General features: G+C 47.5%; 8 tRNA genes. All 8 read right to left on the reverse strand.

Annotated elements, in window-relative coordinates:
* Positions 1-210 precede the first annotated feature (210 nt).
* Positions 211-286, reverse strand: a tRNA-Ala gene (locus MT489_RS21975).
* 15 nt (positions 287-301) lie between these two features.
* Positions 302-378 (reverse strand) — tRNA-Pro (locus tag MT489_RS21980).
* Positions 379-395: 17 nt separating this feature from the next.
* Positions 396-472, reverse strand: a tRNA-Arg gene (locus MT489_RS21985).
* 90 nt (positions 473-562) lie between these two features.
* A tRNA-Leu gene (locus MT489_RS21990) sits at positions 563-648 on the reverse strand.
* Between the two features lie 6 nt (positions 649-654).
* Positions 655-729: transfer RNA gene (locus MT489_RS21995), tRNA-Gly, on the reverse strand.
* 33 nt (positions 730-762) lie between these two features.
* Positions 763-844 (reverse strand) — tRNA-Leu (locus tag MT489_RS22000).
* Between the two features lie 66 nt (positions 845-910).
* Positions 911-986 (reverse strand) — tRNA-Lys (locus tag MT489_RS22005).
* Between the two features lie 18 nt (positions 987-1,004).
* A tRNA-Thr gene (locus tag MT489_RS22010) sits at positions 1,005-1,080 on the reverse strand.
* Positions 1,081-1,123: the final 43 nt, after the last annotated feature.

The following is a 1,123-nucleotide window of genomic DNA, read 5'->3' on the forward strand; positions in this document are numbered from 1 at the left end:
TATTAGGCACGCCGCCAGCGTTCGTCCTGAGCCAGGATCAAACTCTCATTGAAGTTTGTAGCTCATTTGCTGGCAATGGTTTAAAACCATTGTTTTAAAAATAATTTTAACGTTCGTTTCGTTCAGTTTTCAAAGATCAAACTTGATGGCGTCACCCGATGGCGACTTTTCTATATTACTCTTTTTAAAAGTGTTTGTCAACACTTTTTTTGGTGGAGCCTAGCGGGATCGAACCGCTGACCTCCTGCGTGCAAGGCAGGCGCTCTCCCAGCTGAGCTAAGGCCCCAAATATCGTTTAAAGTGGTCGGGAAGACAGGATTCGAACCTGCGACCCCTTGGTCCCAAACCAAGTGCTCTACCAAGCTGAGCTACTTCCCGAAATAAATAATTATAATTGGCGCGCCCGAAAGGAGTCGAACCCATAGCCTTCTGATCCGTAGTCAGACGCTCTATCCAATTGAGCTACGGGCGCATGATAATAATATGGAAGGTTATTTTGCTTTGCAAAAAAGCTGAAGCAAAAGATTAATGAAAGTTATTTTGCCGAGGCAAAAAACTTTAATGCCGAGAACCGGAATCGAACCGGTACGGTAGTCACCTACCGCAGGATTTTAAGTCCTGTGCGTCTGCCAGTTCCGCCACCCCGGCATGAGTTGGAGCGGAAGACGGGATTCGAACCCGCGACCCCCACCTTGGCAAGGTGGTGTTCTACCACTGAACTACTTCCGCGTGGCTTAACAACTCTCAACTAAAAACCATTAATGCGGGTGAAGGGAGTCGAACCCCCACGCCTTGCGGCACTAGATCCTAAGTCTAGCGTGTCTGCCAGTTCCACCACACCCGCATAATAATTACTATTATTTTTGCTTGAGCAAATAAGGTAAGTTATTTTTCTTTCAGCAAAAAACTTTGGTGAGCCATGCAGGATTCGAACCTGCGACCCTCTGATTAAAAGTCAGATGCTCTACCGACTGAGCTAATGGCTCGTACATATAAAAACTTCGTGGTGCCGGCCAGAGGACTTGAACCCCCAACCTACTGATTACAAGTCAGTTGCTCTACCAATTGAGCTAGGCCGGCATATATGGTGGAGGATGACGGGATCGAACCGCCGACCCTCTGC

Source organism: Lederbergia wuyishanensis, assembly GCF_022900255.1.
Taxonomy (GTDB): Bacteria; Bacillota; Bacilli; order Bacillales; family Bacillaceae_C; genus Lederbergia; species Lederbergia wuyishanensis.